Here is an 18068-nt window from a genome sequence, read left to right on the forward strand (position 1 = left end):
TGACAGATGACGGCGCCGCGACGGTCACTATTCCCGCCGACCCGTGGCAAGGCAAGCTTTGCTTGCGTGTCCGACATGCGTAACATTCGAACCCATGGCTCGACTTTCGGACGGGCATCGCGACCGGGCTGGGCATGGGGAAGCTGATCGACGAGTTCCGCAAGGGCTGGCAGGGCGTGGCACCGCCATCGCTCGGTCTGAGCATCGCCTTCGCGGTCGCCTGCCTGCTGCTCGCGACGCTGTCGCGCTGGGCTCTCGCCCAGGTGCGGCCAGACGTCTACTTCACCCCGTATTTCCCGGCCGTGTTCTTCGCCGCCGCGTTCGGAGGCTTCCGGATCGGCATCGTGACCGCACTTTTCGGCGGCGTGCTCGGCGTGATCGTCAATTTCGGCGATGCCTCTGCCGACCGCGCCCGGTTTGCGCTGCTGACGCTCTATTGGGTGGTCTGTGCACTCACCATCTGGGGTGTCGAGCACTATCGTACCCTGCTGATCGAGCAGCGCCGGATTTCCAAACGCCTGATCGAGGAAGAAGACTATCGCAAGCTGCTGGTCGACGAGCTCCAGCACCGGCTCAAGAACAAGCTGTCGACGGTGCACGCCGTGCTGCACCAGGTGCTGCACGACCAGCCGCAGGTCTGGGCCCGGATCGATCCGAGGCTGCGGTCGCTGGCCAGCACCGACGATTTGATCTCACGGATCGACAAGGCGGGCTGCGACATCCGCGACCTCCTGATCGCGGAGCTCGGGCCTTACGGCCATGTGCGCTTCACCCTCAACGGCGACCGGCTGTTCCTGCCGCCGAAGCTCGCGGTCACGCTGTCACTGATGTTTCACGAGCTCGCCACCAATGCAGGCAAATATGGCGCGTTCTCTGCACCGCGCGGATTGTTGCAGGTGTCCTGGACGGTCACCGGCGATCGCCTGACCATCACTTGGGATGAGACCGAGGGGCCGAGCATCGGCGAGGTGTCGGCACCGGGCTTCGGCACCAAATTGCTGAAGTCGGCGCTAACCGCCTTCGACGGCAAGACCGAGCTCTCATTCTTGAAAACCGGCCTCCATTGCATCATGCAATGCCGTATCCCCAAGAGCGGCTGACGGACAACAAAGTTCGGTCGATCGGGTCACCTCTCCCCGGAGAGAGAGGTGATCGAGCCCGGGGCTCGCATCGGTTCAGCCAAAGCTCATCGCGCCGCCGGATTGTTACAAGCGAAAGAGAACGCGCGCTCCACTCGCAGTTTCCCTGGGCGCATTGACGCTCTGTTAATGACGATCGGCGGCGCGCGTCGCATGGTCGCAAGTTTCGGCCAAAACACCCCCGTATTTCTTCGGACCCCTTAACCAAACTTAAGAGGGAACCGCGCAAGATCGCGTCCATTGCAAAGGCGCGCTGAAACAACAAGATTCATGACTTCTATGAACGACAATAAATATTTTGGCGCGAGCGAAGCCGAGCTCGGATTTCTCAAGGAAATCGTTAGAATGCTGCCGGCCGGCCTGACCGTGCAGGACGCGCACGGCGAGCTGCTGCTGGTTAACGATGCCGCGGCTGCCCAGCTCGGCATCGACGGCAGCCGTCCCTCGCCCGATCTGTCGCCGCGCCGCGAAGCCTGTCGGCAGGCGCTGAGCGCCGGCCAGCCGGTCGTCACCGAGGAAGCCATTCACAACGGCGCCGCGCGCCAGGTGCTGCTCACGACCCATCGTCCCGTCCGCCTCGCCGGACGCGAGCTCCTGATCTCGGCTTCCTCCGACATCACCGAGCAGAAGAATTTCGAGGACCAGCTGTTCCGCTCGGCCTATTTCGACGAGCTGACCGGGCTGCCCTCGCGGCGCGTGATCGAGCATCACGCCAACGGCCTGCTCGCGCGCGATGGCGGCGAGCGGTTCGCGCTGGCCTTTCTCGACGTCGACAATTTCAAGCACATCAACGACTATTACGGCCACGCAGTCGGCGATGCGCTGCTGGTCGAGCTGTCGAAGCGGCTCGGACGCGACTTGCGCGATTCCGACATGCTCTCGCGCATCTCCGGCGACGAATTCCTGCTGCTGCTGTCGCCGATCCAGAGCCAGGAGGAAGTTGCCGAATTCATGCAATCGACCCTGGAGCGGCTCACCGCGCCGTTCTTCATCGACACTTCGGAAGTCTTCGCCTCCACCTCGGTCGGCATCAGCCTCTACCCCGATCACGGACGCAGCTTCGAGACTCTGCGCCAGAACGCCGACATCGCGATGTACCGCATCAAGAACGATGGCAAGGGGTCGGCGGCTTTCTTCGATTCCAGCATGGAGCGAGAGGCGCTGGCGCGAATGAAGGTTGAGCAGTCGCTACGACTTGCCATCCTGGAGAAGCGCTTCTGCTGCGCGTTCCAATCCAAGGTCGACATCAGGACGCAGGCCGTGACGGGCATCGAGGCCCTGGTGCGCCTGCGTGACGACGAAGGCGTGATCCAGGCGCCCGGCTCGTTCATCAACCTCGCCAGCGAGCTCGGACTGATCGATGAGCTGACCCATCTCGTGCTGGCCGAGATCGTCAAGTCGATCGACCTGATCAACGAGACCTTCGGCGCCGAAGCAACCATCAGCATCAACGTCGCCGCCAAGCAGGCCGGCAACCCCGAGTTCATGCGCAGCTTCGCGCAAGCGCTGGACGACACTGGCTTTCCCAGCCGCTTCATGATCGAAGTAACGGAAGACGCCTTTGTCGCCAAGAATCATTTCCAGGCCGAAATCCTGCCGACGTTCCGCAAGCTCGGCGTCGGCATCTCAATCGACGATTTCGGCATCGGCTATTCCTCGCTCTCGGCGCTCGCCGACATCACTGCCGACGAGATCAAGATCGACCGCTCCTTCATCACCGACATCCATAAGCGTCCGCGCAGCCAGGGCATTTTGCGCGCGATCGAATCCTTGAGCGAAGCGCTCGGCATGACCGTGATTGCCGAGGGCCTCGAATCCTACGAGGAGCTCGCCTATCTCCAGGCCGCGACCAAGATCCGCTACGCGCAGGGCTATTACTTCTCCCGGCCGATCTTCCTGGAGGAGCTGAAGCTCGTAACACCAATCTCCAGCGAAGCGCGCGTCAACATGGTGAGCCGCCCGACGCAGCAGAACCGCCAAGGCTATTCGCGGGCGAGCGGGTACCGGCGATAGGGTTGCCTTTCAGGCAGGTAGATTCAAAGCCTGGTAACCCGATCCTGTGATGATTGCGGCGCACCTGCAAGATCTGCTCTGCCGATTTCCTGGGCAGGCGGCAACCGGCGATCAAGACAAGACGCTGTCACAGCTGTCACACATGGTCTCACGCGCCAGACCACCGTAAGGTGGAATTGCAAAGTTTCTCGGCGTGTGCAAATCGCTGTTGCCAGAAGCTTTAAATCAGGAGGGAATATCGTGCGTCGATCATTTATCATGGCAACAGCCGTCCTCGCGCTCGCCGCGGGCGCGTCCGCACGGGCCGACGATCTCAAGATCGCGCTTATCTATGGCAAGACCGGTCCGCTGGAGGCCTATGCCAAGCAGACCGAGACCGGCCTGCAAATGGGCTTTGAATACGCCACCAAGGGCACCATGACGCTCGACGGCCGCAAGATCGTCGTCATCACCAAGGATGACCAGGGCAAGCCCGATCTCGCCAAGGCCGCCCTCGCGGAAGCCTATCAGGACGACAAGGCCGACATCGCGATCGGCACGACCTCGTCGGCCGCGGCGCTCGCCATTCTTCCCGTCGCCGAGGAGAACAAGAAGATTCTGATCGTCGAGCCTGCGGTCGCGGATCAGATTACCGGCGAGAAGTGGAATCGCTACATCTTCCGGACGGCGCGCAACTCCTCGCAGGACGCGATCTCCAACGCGGTCGCCATCGGCAAGCAGGGCGTCACAGTCGCGACGCTGGCGCAGGACTACGCCTTCGGCCGTGACGGCGTCGCCGCCTTCAAGGAGGCGCTCGCCAAGACGGGCGCGACGCTGGCCGCCGAGGAATACGCGCCGACCTCGACCACCGACTTCACCGCCGTCGGCCAGCGCCTGTTCGACGCGCTGAAGGACAAGCCAGGCCGCAAGGTGATCTGGGTGATCTGGGCCGGCGCGGGCAATCCGCTGGCCAAGCTCCAGGACATGGATCCCAAGCGCTACGGCATCGAGCTGTCGACCGGCGGCAACATCCTGCCGGCGCTCGCCGCCTATAAGGGCCTGCCCGGCATGGAAGGCGCGACCTACTATTTCTACGAAATCCCGAAGAACCCGGTGAACGACTGGCTGGTCGCCGAGCACCAGAAGCGCTTCAAAGCGCCGCCGGACTTCTTCACCGCGGGCGGCTTTGCCGCCGCGATGTCCGTCGTCGCCGCCGTCACCAAGGCGAAGTCGACCGACACCGAGAAGCTGATCACGGCAATGGAAGGCCTGGAATTCGATACGCCGAAGGGCAAGATGGTGTTCCGCAAAGAGGACCATCAGGCGCTCCAGAGCATGTATCACTTCAAGGTCAAGGTCGATCCGAACGTCGCCTGGGCCGTGCTCGAGCCGGTGCGCGAGCTGAAGATCGAGGACATGGACGTGCCGGTCCGCAACAAGCGGTAGGGCGGTGGTGCTTCACCTCTCCCGCTTGCGGGAGAGGCCGGGAGAGGGTTTTTCCTCTTGGGGATTCTCGATTGTCGAAACAGCCCTCTCCCCAGCCCTCCCCCCGCAAGCGGGGGAGGGAGCGCAGCGTGATCGCGGATATATCTCCGTTTCCATCATTCGCCGGACTCCAATGCCGCTGACCCTCGAAACCCGCGACCTCACCATCCGCTTCGGCGGCCATGTCGCGGTCAACAACGTCACCTGCACGTTCCGCCCGGGCGAGCTCACCGCCATCGTCGGGCCGAACGGCGCCGGCAAGACCACCTATTTCAATTTGATCTCGGGTCAGCTGCGCGCATCCAGCGGCAGCATCCTGTTCGACGGCATTGATATCACGGGGCAGTCCGCGCCGATGCGGACGCGCGCAGGCCTCGGGCGTGCCTTCCAGCTCACGAATCTTTTCCCGAACCTCACCGTGGAGGAGAACGTCCGCCTCGCGGTGCAGGCTGCGAACGGCACCCATTACGATATGCTGCGGCCCTGGATGGTCCGCCGCGACCTGATCACCCGCGCAGACGGCATCCTCGACCAGGTCGCGCTCGGCAGCCGGCGCGGCGTCGCCGCGACCGCCCTGTCGCATGGCGACCAGCGCAAGCTCGAGGTGGCGCTGATGATGGCGCTGGAGCCGAAGGTGTTCATGTTCGACGAGCCGACCGCCGGCATGAGCATCGACGAGGTGCCCGTCGTCCTGAACCTGATCGCGCAGCTCAAACAGGACCTAAACAAGATCATCCTGCTCGTCGAGCACAAGATGGACGTGGTGCGCTCGCTCGCCGACCGCATCATCGTGCTGCATAACGGCCAGCTCGTCGCCGACGGCAGGCCTGCCGAAGTGATCGCCTCGCCGATCGTGCAGGAGGCCTATCTCGGCGTGGCGCCCAAGACGGCTGCAGGGAGTGCAGCATGACCGACCTTTTAAGACTCTCCGGCGTGCACACCCATATCGGCCGCTATCACATTCTCCAGGGCATCGATCTCGCGGTTCCGCAGGGGCAGACCACGATGCTGCTCGGCCGCAATGGTGCCGGCAAGACCACGACGCTGCGCACCATCATGGGCCTGTGGCAGGCCTCGCACGGCGAGATCAGCTTCGCCGGGCAGCGGATCGAGCGCCGCGCCACGCCCGACATCGCGCGGCTCGGCGTCGGTTACGTGCCGGAGAGCATGGCCGTGTTTTCCGACCTCACGGTGAAAGAGAATTTGGTCCTGGCGGCGCGCGATGGTCCGCTGGACGATGCCCAGCTCGACTGGATCTTTGGCTTCTTCCCGGCGCTGCGCCGCTTCTGGCTGTCGCGTGCGGGAAGCCTCTCGGGCGGGCAGAAGCAGATGTTGTCGATCGCGCGCGCCATCATCGAGCCGCGCAAGCTTCTCTTGATCGACGAGCCGACCAAGGGCCTCGCGCCTGCCATCGTCATGGCGCTGATCGAGTGCCTGAAGGAAATCAAGCGCAAGGGCGCGACGATCCTGCTGGTCGAACAGAATTTCTTTGCCGCCCGCGAGCTCGGCGACAACGTGCTGGTGATGGACAACGGTACCATCGTCCATCGCGGCGAGATGGCGGCGCTGGCCGCCGACATGCCGCTGCAAGAGCGACTGCTCGGCCTGAGCCTGGAGGCGCATCAGTGACTGAACTCGCCGCAAATGATCCGCTGCCGAAGCCGAAGCGCGACATCGCACCGATCCTGCTGCCGGTCGCGCTCGCGCTTGTCATGATCCCGCTGATCGGCTCGCCCAGCACCTGGCTGACCTTGACCGCCGCCAGCCTCGCCATGGGCATGATGATCTTCATCATGGCTTCCGGTCTAACCCTGGTGTTCGGCCTGATGGACGTGCTCAATTTCGGCCACGGCGCCTTCATCGCGGTCGGCGCCTATGTCGCGACCCTGGTGCTGGCGCCGTTTGCAGCCTCGATCCAGGCCGATTCGCTGTGGGTGAACCTCGCGGTGCTGGCGCCAGCAGCGCTGCTGTCGATGGCCGTGTCCGGCGCGCTCGGCCTGGTCGTCGAGCGCGTGCTGATCCTTCCTGTTTATGGCCAGCATCTGAAGCAGATCCTGATGACGACCGGCGGCCTGATCGTCGCCGAGCAGACGCTGTATGCGCTGTGGGGACCGCAGATCATCCCGATGCCGCTGCCCACCTCGCTGCGCGGCTCCTTCATTCTCGGCGACGTCGCGATCGCCAAATACCGCGTGCTGGCGATGCTGATCGGCCTCGCCGTCTTCATCGCGATCCAGCTCGTGCTCAACCGCACCAAGCTTGGCCTCCTGATCCGCGCCGGCGTCGAGAACCGCGAGATGGTCGAGGCGCTCGGCTATCGTATCCGCCGCCTGTTCCTGGGCGTGTTCATGACGGGATCGGCGCTCGCGGGCCTCGGCGGTGTGATGTGGGCGCTCTATCGCGAGCAGGTCCATGCCTCCATGAGCGACGAGCTCACCGTGCTGATCTTCATCGTCGTCATCATCGGCGGGCTCGGGTCGATCGGCGGCTGCTTCATCGGCGCCATCCTCGTGGCCATGGTTGCCAATTACGGCGGTTTCCTGGTGCCGAAGCTCGCCCTCGTCTCCAACATCCTGCTGATGGTCGCCATTCTGATGTGGCGGCCGCGCGGCCTCTATGCGGTGACCAGCCGATGATGATCCTCTCAGGCGACCCGCCGCGCAGCCGTGTTCTCACGCTTGTTCTCGTCCTCATCATCCTGGCGCTGGCGGCGACGCCATTCCTGTTCCCGGGCGCCAAGGCGCTCAACGTCGCAGCCAAGATCTGCGTCTTCGCCGCCCTTGTCGCATCCTACGACCTGTTGCTCGGCTATACCGGCTCGGTGTCGTTCGCCCACACCATGTTCTACGGCATCGGCAGCTACGCGATCGCGATCGCGCTGTACGGGATGGGCCCGAACTGGGCCGCGGTCGCGACCGGCATCGTCATCGGCCTGCCGCTCGCGGCCCTGTTGGCGCTCGCGATCGGGCTGTTCTCACTGCGGGTGGCCGCGATCTTCTTTGCCATGATCACGCTCGCGGTCGCCTCCGCCTTCCAGGTGCTGGCCTCGCAGCTGTCCTGGCTGACCGGCGGCGAGGATGGACGCAGTTTTCAGCTTCCCGAGCTGCTGCGGCCCGGCACGGTGCTGGTCTCCAAGAACCTGTTCGGCTTCGAGATCAACGGCCGCATCCTCACCTACTACCTGGTATTCGCCATCTCCGCCCTGATGATCCTCGCTTTGCTGCGGGTGGTGAACTCACCGTTCGGACGCGTGCTCCAGGCCATCCGCGAGAACCGTTTTCGCGCCGAGGCGCTGGGCTTCCGCACCGTCTTCCACCTGACCTACGCCAACTGCATCGCCGCATCGGTCGCTGCGAGCGCCGGCATCCTGAATGCGCTGTGGCTGCGCTATGCCGGGCCCGACACCTCCCTCAGCTTCTCGATCATGCTGGACATCCTGCTGATGGTCGTGATCGGCGGCATGGGCACGATCTACGGCGCGATCATCGGGGCTGCCATCTTCATCCTCGCGCAGAACTATTTGCAGTCGCTGATGGGCGTCGCGTCCAAGGCGGCGTCGGAAGCCGGGCTACCGCTGCTGCCGGGGCTGTTGCATCCCGACCGCTGGCTGCTGTGGCTCGGGCTGCTGTTCATCGCCAGCGTGTACTTCTTCCCGACCGGCGTGGTCGGACGGCTGCGCAATGCCGGCGGCGCCAAGAGCGGCAGCGCCTCGCATTAAGCCGCTGTTAGTGATGCAGCGCAGCGGTTCGCTGCACACAGACGCGATCGCGCGACGGGATTAATGCTCAGGTAACTGGCTTTCCTAAGCTTTAGGCCATTTGTGTGGTGTATTCCTGCTGTTGCGGGAGGGGCAATGCGCCAGGTATTTGCAACGATCGCTGCCGGAATGTCGCAGGCCGCGAGCAACGGCCGGAGGGCGGCCATTCGGCGCGGGCCAGTGCTGTGGCTGACCCTGTGCGGCGTGCTGCTGGTCGCGGGCATCTTCACCGTGACCGCCATGGCCGTCGGCGAGTTTCGCGAGCGAACCCTGGCCAACCGCGAACGCGAGCTGGAAAACACCGTGCAACTGATCGCTCGACACTTCGATCAGCAATTCGAGGATTCTGACGTCGTCGCCACCGATGTAATCGCGCAGATGAACCTGCCGGAGATCAGCTCGCCCGCGATGTTCCGCGAGCACATGTCCGGGCTCGCGACGAACCAGATGCTACGCAGCAAGATCAGTTCGGTGTCCAATCTTGGCGACATCGCGATCTACGACGCCGACGGCGAGCTGATCAACTGGTCGCGGGCCCAGCCGCTGCCGAAGATCAACATCTCTTCTCGCGCCTACTTCCAGTCGTTCAAATCCGATCCCAAGGCCGAGCCGGTCATCCTGGAATCCGTCCGCAGCTACATCATTGGTAAATGGACCACGGTCGTCGCGCGGCGGCTGAACGGCGCCGACGGCTCCTTCCTCGGCGCGATGGTCCGGCGAATTGATCCCGACAGCTACCGGCAATATTTTGCATCTGTCGCGCTTGCCGAGGGGACGGCGATCTCGCTGTTCGATCGCGAAGGCAAGATGCTGGCGCGCTATCCGCACGTCGAAGAATTGATCGGACGGAGCTTCAAGGATGCCCCGCTGATGCGGAAGGTGCTGACCAATGGCGGTCAGCACACGCTTCGCGTCAGGAGTCCGATCGACGGCGAGGAGCGGCTCGGCTCGGCCGCGTCCCTCAATCATTTTCCGCTGGTCATCGTCGCGACCAATACGATGTCGGCTGCGCTTGCCGACTGGCGGCAGCAGACCGGCTTCATGGTCACGACCGCGACGCTTTCGGCCGCTATGATCGCGCTGATCCTGTATCTGATCATCCGGCAGATCAACCGGCAGAGCCGCGAGGCCCAGGAGCGAATCGAATTGGAGCGGCAGCGGCTTGACACTGCCCTCAACAACATGTCGCAGGGGCTGATCCTGTACGATGCCGCCGGATATATCGTCATTTGCAACCGCCGCTACGCGGACATGTTCGGTCTCTCGCACGACGTCATCAAACCCGGCTGCCACATCCGCGAGGCGATGTATCACCGCAAGGAGCGCGGCGCGTTCGATGGCAATGTCGAGGAATTTTGCGCCGAGGTCATGCGGATCGCGGCGGAAGGCACGGTCTCCACGCGAACTCATCAGCTAGCCAACGGCCGCGCATTCCAGGTCATCAACACGCCACTGGCGCAAGGCGGATGGGTTGCCACGATCGAAGACATTACCGAGCGTCGCAACCTGGAGCAGGAGCGCGACCGCAACCACACCTTCCTGCGCGAGATCATCGACCACATTCCCTCGCAGATCACGGTGAAGGATGCGCGCACGCGGCAATATCTGCTGCTCAATGGCGTCGCCGAACAACTGTTCGGCCAGTCTCGCCAGGATGTCGTCGGCAAGACCGCTTTCGACATCTTCCCTGAGGCGCCTGCCGCCCGTATCACCGAAGATGACAGCAGCGCGCTGAAATCGGCCAAGGGATTGTTCAAGGACGAACACCCCTGGCAGATGCCAGGCATGGGGCTTCGCTACATTACTTCGACCCGGATCGGCATCCGTGACGAAGCCGGCGAGCCGCGCTATCTCATTCATGTCATCGATGATGTCACCGAGCGGCGTCGCGCCGACGAGAAGATCGCGCACATGGCGCATTACGATGCGCTGACTGATCTACCGAACCGCACGCTGTTTCGCGAGCAGATCGAACGCGAGCTGGCGGAGGTCGCCGGCGGCGGGCAGTTCGCGCTGCTCTACATCGACGTCGACGAGTTCAAAGGCATCAACGATTCGCTCGGCCACCATGTCGGCGACGAGCTGTTGAAGGCAATCGCGGGCCGTCTCCGCGGCTGCCTCAAGCAGGGCGATCTGATCGCGCGGCTCGGCGGCGACGAATTCGCGGTCATCCAGACCGGGATCCAGTCCTCCGCCGACGTGGTGTCGTTCGTGACGCGGATGTACGAAGCGATCCGGCAGCCCTATCACTGTCTGGGCCATCAGCTCTCCACCGACGCGAGCATCGGGATCGCGCTGGCACCGCAGGACGGCTCCGATCTCGATCAGCTCATCAAGAATGCCGACCTCGCGATGTACGGCGCCAAGGCCGAAGGACGTCGCACCCACCGCTTCTTCGAGCCGGAGATGGACGCCTGCGCCAAGGCGCGTCTGACCATGGAGCAGGATCTGGGCCAGGCCCTGGTGAACGGCGGCTTCGAGATTCACTACCAGCCGCTGGTCGATCTACGCTCGGGCGAGGTCTCCGGCTGCGAAGCGTTGCTGCGCTGGCGCCATCCCGAGCGCGGCATGGTGTCGCCCGCCGAATTCATTCCAATCGCCGAGGACACCGGCCTGATCAACGAGCTCGGCGACTGGGTGCTGCGCATGGCCTGCAACGAGGCCGCGACCTGGCCGGCGCATGTGCGGGTTGCGGTCAACGTCTCGCCGGTGCAGCTCAAATGCGACACGCTGGCGTTGCGGATCGCCGGCGCGCTCGCCGCCTCCGGGCTCGACCCGCGCCGGCTCGAGCTCGAGATCACCGAGGCCGTGCTGATCCGCGACGACGAGGCGGCGCTCTCGATCCTGCACCAGCTCCGCGCCATCGGCGTGCGCATCGCGCTCGACGATTTCGGCACCGGCTATTCCTCGCTGAGCTATCTGAAGCGCTTCCCGTTTGACAAGATCAAGATCGATCGCTGCTTCGTCGCCGACATCGCGGAGACGAACGGTGCGCCGGTCATCGTGCAGGCCGTGGTGAACATCGCGGCCGCCAGCAGCATGACCACGGTCGCCGAAGGCGTCGAGACCGAAGCCCAGCGCGAGATGCTGCGCAAGCTCGGCTGCACGGAAATGCAGGGCTATCTTTTCAGCGCGCCGAAGCCGGCCAGCGAGGTGCGAAAACTGTTTCGCACAGGCGATGCCGCACCGGTGGCGGCGGTGGCGTGATGACGAAGTCAAAGAGTCCTTCCAAGACCGTCGATGTCGCGGACTCCTACGCGGTGCGGCTGATGCAGCATCTTGTGGTGCCGACTTTCGTGATCGACCCGAAGCGCCGCGTCGTGATCTGGAATCGTGCCTGCGAGCGGCTGACCGGCGTCGCCGCCTCGGAGGTGATCGGCACCAATAAGCACTGGCAGGCCTTCTACGAGACCAAGCGTCCCTGTCTCGCCGACCTGGTCGCTCTCGACCGTCCGGAGCAGCTGCCCGAGTTCTATTCGGAATATGCGGCGCGCGGTCATAACGGCCTCGGCTTTTCCGCGGAGAACTGGTGCGTGATGCCGAAGCTAGGCAGCCAGCTCTATCTCGCCATCGACGCCGGCCCGATCCACGATGAGGCCGGCCAACTGATCGCCGTGGTGGAAACGCTGCGCGACCTCACCGACCAGAAGCGCGCCGAGATGGCGCTGAAGGAGCTCGCCACCAAGGATGGGCTGACCGGCCTGTCGAACCGCCGCTCCTTCGACCAGATGCTGATGAGCGAATGGGCCCGCGCCCAGCGCACGCAGAAGCCGCTGGCAGTGCTGTTCGTCGACGTCGACCATTTCAAGCTGTTCAACGACCGCCACGGCCATCAGGCCGGCGATGAATGCCTGCGCGCGGTCGCCGCTGCCGTCAGCCGGCACGCCGTGCGGCCGCTCGATCTTGCCAGCCGCTATGGCGGCGAGGAGTTCGCGCTGATCCTGCCCGACACGACTTGCGACGCCGCCTGCGTCGTCGCCGACGAGATCCGCTGCGCTGTCATGAGCTTGCGGATCGCCCATGGCGCCACTGGCGCCGGCGACCACGTCACCCTCAGCGTCGGCGTCGCGAGCCACATTCCCGGCGAAGCCGATGGCGGGCCGGACCGGCTGCTCGGCGCGGCCGATCAGGCGCTCTATGCGGCGAAGCGGCTCGGCCGCAACCGCGTCATCTGCGCCGAACGGCTGCTCGCCGAATTCGCCGACCTTGCCCGGGAGGACGAGCCGGTTCCGGCCCCGGTCCGGCGCAAATCGGCTTAATCGCGAGCCGGTGAGAAGCGGTTGCCCGCCCCTCGCCAATCGGCTACATGAAGCCTCACTGCACCCGTAGCTCAGCTGGATAGAGCGTTGCCCTCCGAAGGCAAAGGTCACACGTTCGAATCGTGTCGGGTGCGCCAGCCTTGTCGCCGTTTTCATGCCGGCGCTTAGGTCAGCATCGAGACGATCGTCTGGATCTGGTCGGAGGCGGACGAGACCAGCCCGTCATATGACGTCTGACCATGTGCCGCAGCCTTCAAGATGTATTCCGCTACGGCCGCTTTCAGGCCGAACACCGACTGATCGGCCGGTACGCTCGCCATCACGGCCTCCAGCGCCTGCCGCATCGTCTGAATGAGTTCGGAGCTGTATTGCATTGGCTGTCCTCCGCGGGCTTATATTAGATTGCAGGCCCGCGCTCGCCACTCACAAGCGTGAGATTGCCGGTTGATGATCCGATACATTCCAGAGCGTCGCGCAGCGTCGGGCCATGCGGCTGAGTTCAGCCAGACGATGCCGGCCCCGGTGGCGACGAAGAGCGACAACTGAAACGTCCATCATCTCGCGCTTGACGTCTCTCAAATGTATTATCCTTCCATGACCGGATCCGACACGATGACCGGCGAAGCCTCGCCCATCCGCAAGATCATCCATATCGACATGGATGCTTTCTATGCGTCCGTGGAGCAGCGCGATAATCCGGACCTGCACGGAAAGCCGGTCGCAGTCGGAGGCTCTGCGGAACGCGGCGTCGTCGCGGCCGCCAGCTATGAAGCACGCAAGTTCGGTGTTCGCTCTGCCATGCCATCCGTGACTGCGAAGCGGCAGTGCCCCGATCTGATCTTCGTCAAGCCGCGCTTCGAGGTCTACAAGGCAATCAGCAGGCAAGTCCGCGACATCTTTGCCGAACACACGCCCATCATCGAGCCGTTGTCGCTCGACGAAGCGTATCTGGACGTCACCGAAAACCTGCAAGGCATTCCGCTCGCGCGCGACATCGCCCTGCGCATCCGCGAGAAGATCAAGGCCGAGACGGGCCTCAACGCGTCGGCGGGCATCTCCTACAACAAGTTTTTGGCGAAGCTCGCCTCCGATCATCGCAAGCCCAACGGCCAGTTCGTGATCTCGCCAGAGATGGGACCCGCGTTCGTCGAGACGCTGCCCGTCGGCAAGTTCCACGGGATAGGCCCGGCGACGCGCGCGAAGATGAACGCGCTCGGCATGTTCACCGGTCTCGACATCCGCAACCAGACGCTGGAGTTCATGAATGCGAATTTCGGCAAGTCGGGCGCGTACTATTATTGGATCTCACGCGGGGTGGACGAACGTCCAGTCCGGGCCGACCGGATCCGCAAGTCCATCGGCGCTGAGAACACGTTCTCAAGCGATCTCACCGAATTCGATGCGCTGGTCGCCGAGCTCAGACCTCTCGTTAACAAGGTCTGGCACCATTGCGAGGCCACCGGCAACCGCGGCCGCACCGTCACTCTGAAGATCAAGTTTGCCGACTTCGAGATCATCACGCGCAGCAGGTCCGTCCCGGGGGCGGTTGCGGGACGAGACGAACTGGAGCGGCTGGCCTGCGGCCTGCTCAAAATCGAGATGCCGCTGCCCAAGCGCGTCAGGCTGCTGGGGGTCTCGCTGTCTTCGCTCCAGGCCGGGGACGATGCGCAGCCGCAGCTGACATTGGGCATTTGAACGAGACCGGCGGGGATCCCGGCAAACGCGACATCTTTGTCCGCGACGCGCCTCCAAACCTGTCGTAGAGACAGCAAAACACGACTTTTCGCGATTGATGTTGGAATGCTTGCCCTATTGATACGCCTTGGACTGCGCTTCGAAGACCGCATCGAGGAGCGGCGGTTTGTCGACCAATACGTCCGGGGCAATCTCGGGTGGACGCAGATCGCGATGCTGCTCGGTGCCGCCACCTATGCCGGCTACACCATCTGGGATTGGGTGCTCTACCCCGAAGTCGTTCCGACCACGCTGGCCATCCGCGGCGGCACGGCTCTGTTCGTGCTGCTACCACTGACCGCGCTGCTGTCACGGCGATGGATGAAGCCGTGGGCCGAGACGATCTTCCTGGTCTATTGTGTCATTCCCGGCTGTATCCTGCCGAGCATTTATCTCGTCCTGCCGTCGGGCTTCACGTTTGCCGCTCCGGGCATGATGATGATCATCCTGTTCGTCTCGACCATGCTGCCGTTGCGGATCGGTTCGCTGGCTATTTTCTGTTTGCTCTCCTGGGTGGCGCTGCTGGTGGCCGAGACGTTCGCGCTGGCGATGCCGACGGGCCTGCGATTCATCAATCATTCTCTCGTCGGAAACGCTTACGCATTGTCGCTCTATGCCGTAGCGGCGCGCGAGTACCGGGCGCGAAAGCAATTCCGAACGTCCGAGGCGCTGCAACGGGAAAAAGAACGCTCGGAGAAATCGCTGCGCGATCTACGTGCGGCCCAGGAGCACCTTGTGCAGGCAGAAAAGCTCGCCTCGCTCGGACAATTGGTGGCAGGCGTCGCTCACGAAGTCAGCACCCCGCTCGGCCTGGCCTTGACGACCTCGACGGCCATGCAGACTGATCTCCAAGCAATGGCTGAGGCATTAGGTGGAGTGTCGGTCCGGCGATCCGATTTGACCAAGGGAATTGACAGGCTCAAGCAGGGGCTCGGTCTGACCTTCGATAACCTGCACCGCGCATCCGAAATGGTGCATAGTTTCAGGCAGGTCGCGGTGCATCAAGCCGATGAGGACCGGCGCACCTTCGAGCTCAAGGATTGGCTGTCAGAGTTGATGTCCAAACTCGGGCCGCTATTGTCGCACCACGCCCTGACGGTCGACGTGCAATGCCCGGCCGGAATCACGCTCAACAGCTATCCCGGAGCGCTCGCTCAGGTGATCAGCAATCTCGCTCTCAACAGTGCCGCGCACGCGTACCCTGACAAGAGAGGCGGCAGGTTTGTCATCACCGTTAGCCAACCGGACCCGACGTCAGTCCGCCTGGTCTGCGCCGATGAAGGCATCGGAATCCCCGAGCCATTGCAGGCTCACATCTTCGATCCGTTCGTTACGACCAGCCGGCAGCGTGGCAACGCCGGCCTGGGGCTCCACATCGCGTTCAATTTGGTTGTCTCATCGCTCAACGGGCGCTTGCGCCTCGAGAGCAAGGCGGGTCCGGGAACTCAGATCGCCATCGAGATTCCAGTTTCCTGCGACCACCTTGGAGCCGCCTGGGCATAGAGCGCTCGCGCGCGACTGATGGTGACGGAATTTTTTCAAATCCCGCCACCCATGAAAGTCGATCCGCTCGGGCCGATCAATGCCTCACGTGCTCGAACACCACGATCACGCCGGTCGGCTCGGGCTCGTGCGCCATGAGGCGGGTCAGGTCGGAATCGCCCCAATCGGCGAGGCTGACGACCTCGCCACTCTGGCGGTCGGCGCCGAGCGACGGTGTGGGTTCGAGGACCTTGAGGCCCATCTCGTCGACGAAGAAGGTGTGCTCGCCGAACATGCTGTTGAGCTGCGGCATGGCCGGATGCTCGTCGGGCAGCACCTGAGCGCCGAGTTGGTTGACGGTCTGCTTCACCTGTTCGGATGTGAGCTTCATGAGCTGCTCCGTTCTGTCACGTCGGGTTTCGTTGAGCTGAGCCAGAGCGGACGTTCCCTGCCTCGATGCGCCTGGCTCAAACGTCCGAACAAGTGCTGCGCACAATTGTTCCTGAGAAATGTATTTCGTGATCGCGCGCCGCATCTGCCGCGCTCGCGGCACGAGATCGCCACAGGAACCACACGATCCAGCGACCCGACGGCCTTCCACTAACCCGCTACTCGCTCCGGTCTCCGCCGGCCGACAGCGCGCAGATGCGTGATAGATAGGTGTAGGGTAGGCCGGTCTCCTCGGCCCAGGCGTTGAATTGCGCCTGCACCTTGGCGAGATCACCCTTCGATCTCACCTCTTCGGCAATGTCGAGACCTGCACCGCGCAGGCAGGCGACAACGTCCTTGGAGGTCACAAAACCGTCCCAGCCAACGAAGCGCAGCAGCATCTGGCCGGTGTTGCCCCCTAACCGGCTGCCGCGCTTGGTGAGGAGATCGAGCAGGCCGATCTCGTCGGACGATGGCCATTTCGCCAGAAACTTGCCGAAGCTGCCGTGCTCCTTCGCGATCTCCTGTACGAAAGCGGCATTGTCGCGCACCGACATGATCTTGGCGCCATTGCGTACGATGCGTGTATCGCGCAGCAGGCCTTCCCAATAATCCTCGGGCTGGAAGCTGAGCTTGGCCGGCTGGAAATGCAGGAAGGCGGCTTCGAAACCGGTCCATTTCGACTCGATCACGCTCCATGCAAAGCCGGCGCAGAACACCCGTCTCGTCATCTCGGCGAGGATGCGGTCGTCGCCGAGCTTCGCCAGCCGCTTGAGGTCTGGTCTTGCCGGCATCAACTTCTCCAGCGCCTTGGGCCCACCCTTGCGTTTCTCGGCGCGGGCACGAATGGTCTTGAAGGAGGTCATGCGGACAAGAGCGGTTGAGGGTGCGTCACGAGATCAGAATTCGATGATCTGGTCCAGTCCTGCGCGACCCGGTCGCCATGCGTGCCGCAGCGTGCTCTCGCACCGATGATCATGGCACCGCCGGCGATCGTCTCAGGCCAAGATCGATCACGCGCGTCCCATCATGCTCGCGAGAGCGCGGGCACTCCTCGGGCATGATCGCCTGGAGGCCGCCGAAACGGCGTTCGCGGCCGTGGAAAGCAGCGAGCGCTTCGGCGAGATCGCCCGCGTCGAATTCGGGCCACATCCGCTCTGTGAAGTGCAGCTCGGCATAGGCGCCTTCCCAGAGCAGGAAGTCCGACAGCCGCTTCTCGCCCGAGGTGCGGATGATGAGATCGACGTCGCGCAGGCTGGCCTCGCCGGTGACCAGTTGCGAGAACGCCTCGCGGGTGAGGCTGGTCAGCGCCGCTGCCTTGGCCGCGGCATTGAGGATGGCATCGCGCGCGGAATAGTCGACGGCGATGCGCAAATGCAGCGTGCTGCCATGGGCGGTCGCCTCTTCGGCACGCGCGATCGCGCTGGCGATGCCGTCGGGCAGACGGTCGCGACGGCCGATCACGGTTAGGCGCACGCCGTTCTTGACCAGGCTCTGCACTTCATTGGAAAGATAGAAGCGCAGCAACGTCATCAGCGCGGCGACCTCGGCCTTGGGCCTTCGCCAATTGTCGGTGGAGAAGGCGTAGAGCGTCAGCGTGCCGATGCCCTGCTTTGGCGCGGCCTCGACGATGCGGCGGATGGTCTCGACGCCGGCCTCGTGGCCGCGCAGGCGCGACAGGCCGCGCCGCGTCGCCCATCGACCGTTGCCGTCCATGATGATGCCAACGTGAAGCTTGTCGTCGAACACAGGCTTACTTTGCATTACAAAGTCTCCGGTCAAAAAAGGGGA

At 63.6% G+C, this 18068-nt stretch carries 15 protein-coding genes and 1 tRNA gene; 12 read left to right on the plus strand and 4 right to left on the minus strand.

The features are described 5' to 3' along the window. Positions 1 to 134 precede the first annotated feature (134 nt). From IVA96_RS16610 to IVA96_RS16655, 10 genes are all read left to right on the plus strand, one after another. Entirely contained in the window at positions 135 to 1100 is a 966-nt protein-coding gene (locus tag IVA96_RS16610; RefSeq protein WP_247282001.1) for a sensor histidine kinase, read from the plus strand. A 318-nt stretch (positions 1101 to 1418) separates the two neighbouring features. Next, positions 1419 to 3152, plus strand: coding sequence for an EAL domain-containing protein (locus IVA96_RS16615; RefSeq protein ID WP_247282002.1), 1734 nt, complete (start codon positions 1419 to 1421; stop codon positions 3150 to 3152). Between the two features lie 240 nt (positions 3153 to 3392). After that, a complete protein-coding gene (locus IVA96_RS16620; protein ID WP_247282003.1) occupies positions 3393 to 4577 on the plus strand; it encodes a substrate-binding domain-containing protein in 1185 nt (394 codons plus the stop codon). Positions 4578 to 4749: 172 nt separating this feature from the next. Beyond that, entirely contained in the window at positions 4750 to 5526 is a 777-nt protein-coding gene (locus IVA96_RS16625; protein ID WP_247282004.1) for an ABC transporter ATP-binding protein, read from the plus strand. Continuing rightward, a complete protein-coding gene (locus IVA96_RS16630; RefSeq protein ID WP_247282005.1) occupies positions 5523 to 6245 on the plus strand; it encodes an ABC transporter ATP-binding protein in 723 nt (240 codons plus the stop codon). The genes IVA96_RS16625 and IVA96_RS16630 overlap by 4 nt, the downstream gene beginning before the upstream one ends. Next, the gene (locus IVA96_RS16635; RefSeq protein WP_247282006.1) at positions 6242 to 7252 is read left to right on the plus strand and encodes a branched-chain amino acid ABC transporter permease; all 1011 of its coding nucleotides are present in this window, start codon (positions 6242 to 6244) and stop codon (positions 7250 to 7252) included. The genes IVA96_RS16630 and IVA96_RS16635 overlap by 4 nt, the downstream gene beginning before the upstream one ends. After that, positions 7249 to 8334, plus strand: coding sequence for a branched-chain amino acid ABC transporter permease (locus IVA96_RS16640; protein WP_247282007.1), 1086 nt, complete (start codon positions 7249 to 7251; stop codon positions 8332 to 8334). Before IVA96_RS16635 ends, IVA96_RS16640 begins: the two co-directional genes overlap by 4 nt. 135 nt (positions 8335 to 8469) lie before the next feature. Further along, entirely contained in the window at positions 8470 to 11580 is a 3111-nt protein-coding gene (locus IVA96_RS16645; protein WP_247418267.1) for an EAL domain-containing protein, read from the plus strand. Next, entirely contained in the window at positions 11580 to 12632 is a 1053-nt protein-coding gene (locus tag IVA96_RS16650) for a diguanylate cyclase (protein WP_247282009.1), read from the plus strand. The genes IVA96_RS16645 and IVA96_RS16650 overlap by 1 nt, the downstream gene beginning before the upstream one ends. Positions 12633 to 12692: 60 nt before the next feature. Next, positions 12693 to 12769 (plus strand) — tRNA-Arg (locus tag IVA96_RS16655). A 27-nt stretch (positions 12770 to 12796) separates the two neighbouring features. Here the strand turns inward: IVA96_RS16655 and IVA96_RS16660 are convergent. Then, positions 12797 to 13006 carry a hypothetical protein gene (locus IVA96_RS16660; RefSeq protein ID WP_247282010.1) on the minus strand — a complete coding sequence of 70 codons (210 nt, stop codon included), beginning with the start codon at positions 13004 to 13006 and terminating at the stop codon, positions 12797 to 12799. Positions 13007 to 13226: 220 nt separating this feature from the next. On the opposite strand from IVA96_RS16660, the gene dinB reads away from it, so the two are divergent. Both dinB and IVA96_RS16670 read left to right on the plus strand, forming a co-directional pair. Continuing rightward, positions 13227 to 14327 (plus strand): DNA polymerase IV, encoded by a 1101-nt coding sequence (dinB, locus tag IVA96_RS16665; protein WP_247418284.1) that lies wholly within the window; start codon positions 13227 to 13229, stop codon positions 14325 to 14327. 105 nt (positions 14328 to 14432) lie between these two features. Continuing rightward, a complete protein-coding gene (locus IVA96_RS16670) occupies positions 14433 to 15869 on the plus strand; it encodes a HAMP domain-containing sensor histidine kinase (protein WP_247282011.1) in 1437 nt (478 codons plus the stop codon). 76 nt (positions 15870 to 15945) lie between these two features. On the opposite strand, the gene IVA96_RS16675 is transcribed toward IVA96_RS16670, so the two are convergent. The 3 genes from IVA96_RS16675 to IVA96_RS16685 all read right to left on the minus strand — a co-directional run bounded on the left by IVA96_RS16675 (position 15946) and on the right by IVA96_RS16685 (position 18041). Further along, positions 15946 to 16239 carry a hypothetical protein gene (locus IVA96_RS16675; protein ID WP_018319488.1) on the minus strand — a complete coding sequence of 98 codons (294 nt, stop codon included), beginning with the start codon at positions 16237 to 16239 and terminating at the stop codon, positions 15946 to 15948. A gap of 217 nt (positions 16240 to 16456) precedes the next feature. Beyond that, a complete protein-coding gene (locus IVA96_RS16680) occupies positions 16457 to 17143 on the minus strand; it encodes a DNA-3-methyladenine glycosylase I (RefSeq protein WP_247282012.1) in 687 nt (228 codons plus the stop codon). 109 nt (positions 17144 to 17252) lie between these two features. Continuing rightward, complete coding sequence (locus tag IVA96_RS16685) at positions 17253 to 18041, minus strand: di-trans,poly-cis-decaprenylcistransferase (protein WP_247418271.1); 789 nt, start codon at positions 18039 to 18041, stop codon at positions 17253 to 17255. Positions 18042 to 18068: the final 27 nt, after the last annotated feature.

Origin of the sequence: Bradyrhizobium sp. 159 (assembly GCF_023073795.1) — a bacterium.
Classification (GTDB): Bacteria; Pseudomonadota; Alphaproteobacteria; order Rhizobiales; family Xanthobacteraceae; genus Bradyrhizobium.

Excerpts from the sequence above, each read along its gene's own strand:
- IVA96_RS16615 (WP_247282002.1), top strand. The coding sequence starts at position 1,419 with ATGAACGACAATAAATATTTTGGCGCGAGCGAAGCCGAGCTCGGATTT.
- IVA96_RS16670 (WP_247282011.1), top strand. The coding sequence starts at position 14,433 with ATGCTTGCCCTATTGATACGCCTTGGACTGCGCTTCGAAGACCGCATC.
- IVA96_RS16630 (WP_247282005.1), top strand. The coding sequence starts at position 5,523 with ATGACCGACCTTTTAAGACTCTCCGGCGTGCACACCCATATCGGCCGC.
- IVA96_RS16675 (WP_018319488.1), bottom strand. The coding sequence starts at position 16,239 with ATGAAGCTCACATCCGAACAGGTGAAGCAGACCGTCAACCAACTCGGC.
- IVA96_RS16680 (WP_247282012.1), bottom strand. The coding sequence starts at position 17,143 with ATGACCTCCTTCAAGACCATTCGTGCCCGCGCCGAGAAACGCAAGGGT.
- IVA96_RS16650 (WP_247282009.1), top strand. The coding sequence starts at position 11,580 with ATGACGAAGTCAAAGAGTCCTTCCAAGACCGTCGATGTCGCGGACTCC.
- IVA96_RS16640 (WP_247282007.1), top strand. The coding sequence starts at position 7,249 with ATGATGATCCTCTCAGGCGACCCGCCGCGCAGCCGTGTTCTCACGCTT.
- IVA96_RS16685 (WP_247418271.1), bottom strand. The coding sequence starts at position 18,041 with ATGCAAAGTAAGCCTGTGTTCGACGACAAGCTTCACGTTGGCATCATC.
- IVA96_RS16625 (WP_247282004.1), top strand. The coding sequence starts at position 4,750 with ATGCCGCTGACCCTCGAAACCCGCGACCTCACCATCCGCTTCGGCGGC.
- dinB (WP_247418284.1), top strand. The coding sequence starts at position 13,227 with ATGACCGGATCCGACACGATGACCGGCGAAGCCTCGCCCATCCGCAAG.
- IVA96_RS16610 (WP_247282001.1), top strand. The coding sequence starts at position 135 with ATGGGGAAGCTGATCGACGAGTTCCGCAAGGGCTGGCAGGGCGTGGCA.
- IVA96_RS16660 (WP_247282010.1), bottom strand. The coding sequence starts at position 13,006 with ATGCAATACAGCTCCGAACTCATTCAGACGATGCGGCAGGCGCTGGAG.
- IVA96_RS16645 (WP_247418267.1), top strand. The coding sequence starts at position 8,470 with ATGCGCCAGGTATTTGCAACGATCGCTGCCGGAATGTCGCAGGCCGCG.